This is a genomic window from Nocardioides sp. CPCC 206348 (genome assembly GCF_048654705.1).
Classification (GTDB): Bacteria; Actinomycetota; Actinomycetes; order Propionibacteriales; family Nocardioidaceae; genus Nocardioides.
In genome coordinates this window covers 30986-33372 of record NZ_JBMCZA010000064.1, presented here as the reverse complement: position 1 = coordinate 33372, position 2387 = coordinate 30986, and the positions used below count along the sequence as shown (strand labels likewise).

The 2387-nt window shown below is 71.8% G+C and carries 2 protein-coding genes and 1 pseudogene; all 3 read right to left on the bottom strand.

The window, feature by feature from the left end:
* Positions 1 to 149: 149 nt before the first annotated feature.
* Positions 150 to 809 (bottom strand): tRNA (adenosine(37)-N6)-threonylcarbamoyltransferase complex dimerization subunit type 1 TsaB, encoded by a 660-nt coding sequence (gene tsaB / locus ACOADB_RS02350; protein ID WP_378596302.1) that lies wholly within the window; start codon positions 807 to 809, stop codon positions 150 to 152.
* A gap of 33 nt (positions 810 to 842) precedes the next feature.
* On the bottom strand, positions 843 to 2012 hold the full coding sequence (locus ACOADB_RS02345; protein WP_378596301.1) for a glycoside hydrolase family 16 protein: 1170 nt from the start codon (positions 2010 to 2012) through the stop codon (positions 843 to 845).
* A gap of 176 nt (positions 2013 to 2188) precedes the next feature.
* Positions 2189 to 2387 (bottom strand): annotated as a pseudogene (locus ACOADB_RS02340) (bifunctional acetyltransferase/tRNA (adenosine(37)-N6)-threonylcarbamoyltransferase complex ATPase subunit type 1 TsaE); the annotation flags it as partial.

Genomic DNA, 2387 nt, shown 5'->3' with positions numbered 1-2387 from the left:
GGCGACGACGTAGGCAACGGTCGGAAGGGAGCCGCTGACCCCTTCACTGACCAGGTTCGTCGACCAGGGATCGAGCGGGAACGCGTCGGCTTCCAGCTCGACGATGGCGGGCACGTCCGCCGCGAGGGCCGCACGGACGACCGGGGAGGTCACTTCGCCGGCGCTCCGTCGGGCAGCACGGCCTTGGCGGCCCGCGGGATCTCGGCGTCAGGACGTCGCAGGTAGAGCGGTTCGGGCCCCAGCACCTCCACCTGCTGCGCGATCACGGCGCGGGCCAGCCAGGCGGCGTCCGGTCGCAAGGGGGTCCGCGCGTTCGGGAACGCGTCCGGATAGAGCGCGGCACCTTCGCCGACGACCGGCAGGTCACTGGCGAGCACGGCCGGACGCTCCACGACCGGCGCGGACTGACGCCTCCCGTTGCCGTCGTACGACGCCAGGTAGACCTCCTTGCGTCGCGCGTCCGTGGCGACGAGGAAGTCGCCGTCCACCACCCCCGTGGCGACCGCCTCGGCAGCGAGGGCATCGAGCGAGCACACGCCGTGGACGGGGACGTCGAGCACGTGGGCCAGGGTCCGGGCCGTGACCAGGCCGACCCGCAGCCCGGTGAACGGACCGGGGCCGACACCGACGGCGATGCCGGTCACGCCGTCCGGCGTGGTGCCGGCGGAGGCGAGGACCTGCTCGATGAGCGGCGCCAGCTGTTCACCGTGCCGCATCCCGATCTCCGCCGTCGCGGCAGCGACCACCTCGGTCCCGTCATGCAGGGCGACGGTGACCGACGGCGACGCGGTGTCGAAGGCGAGCAGCACGGCGTCGAGGCTACCGGCCCGACCCGGTGGCCCTCACTGCCAGGCGCGGACCCAGTCCACTTCGACCGTTGCTGCGTCGGCCGTCTGGTCGGTCGGCGCGTTCCAGAGGTGGCCCCAGACCTGGGTCACCACGAGGTTGAAGGGCTGGTCGAACGGCTTCGGCCGGATCTGCCCGAGCGGGATCCAGGAGTGCGAGAAGCAGAGCTTGCCGTCGTAGAAGAACCGCATCTGCTGGGAGGTCCACTCGACCGCGTAGGTGTGGAAGGCGCTGGTCGAGGTCGGCATCGGGCAATTGGCGCCGGTGCTCAGCAGGGGCACCTCGCCGGAGTAGTGCACCGAGGGATACACCTTGCCGGGGCGGGCGCTGAACCACTCGGCGACGTCCACCTCGCCGGACAGCGGCCACTGGCCGTAGGTGTGGGCCTGGGGGTAGAGCCACAGGGCCGAGTGCGCGCCGGGAATGCCCGCACCGGCCGGCATCTTCGCCCGGAACTCGAAGCGACCGTACGTCTGCCCGAACCGGTCCCGTGTCGTCACGGTGCCGGCGGTGGACGTGGTCTCGAAGGCGCCGAACGGGCTCGCACAGGTGAACGCGTCGAGGTTCCGGCGGGCCGACACCCTCAACGTGCCGGACGCAACGGCGATCGTCGACGGATCGTTGACGTAGCAGTCCCGGTTGCCGCTGCTCATTCCGCTGTACGACGTCTCCTGGACCAGCCACTTGCTCGTGTCCAGAGCCGTCCCGTCGAACTCGTCGCGGAAGGTGCAGGCGTAGTAGGAGCCGTCCGCGCGACGGGGCCGGACACCGCACTCGTCCTTGGGCGCGGGAGCGGGCGTCGGCGCTGCTGCGGGAGTGGCGACCTTGCGTGGCCCGACCTGGCGCACGCCGCTGGCGCGGCCACGGGAGACCACGCGGTACTTGCGGATCCGCGTCGGGTTGCGGATGGCGATCCGGTAGGTGCCGGAACGCGCCGCGCGCGTCGTACGGACCGTCACCCAACGGGTCGTTCCGCGCACCTGGAGCCGGACCACGGCCCGCGGCGAGGAGCGACCGGTGAAGAGCACGGACGAGGCACGCTGGACGGGGCGGTCGAGAGCGGGCGACGACTGGCGTTGTGCCACGGCCTGGTCCATGGGCAGGCCGATCGCGGCGACACACGCCAGCGCCACAACCAGTGCCCGACATCTCATCATGAGACTCATCTGATCCACTCCCCTTGACCCTCGATTCGAGGCTAGGAGTGAGCGATGGGTCCGCGGCACCTGCGCGCGGACGACCTCGCATGACCCGCATGGACGGCCGACCCGGGATGGGGGTCCCCGGGACCGGGGTCCCGGGACCGGGGTCCCGGATCAGGCTCTACAGAGGGGAAATCCGGTTACGGCGCCAGCAGGTCCACGCCGAGCCAGCGCACGCCGACCGGGTCAAGCTCCACGACCCGCGGATCTGCCTCCGGGTCGATGACGTCGGCCGCAACGGTGCCGCCCGTGGCGCGGCCGATGCGGACCTCGAGCCACGCGTCGGCCAGCCCCTCGGCCAGGCCGCTCCCCCACTCGACGACCGTGACCGCGTCGTCG

Bases quoted from the DNA above. Each gene is read 5' to 3' on its own strand.
- ACOADB_RS02345 (WP_378596301.1), bottom strand. From the start codon at position 2,012: ATGAGTCTCATGATGAGATGTCGGGCACTGGTTGTGGCGCTGGCGTGT.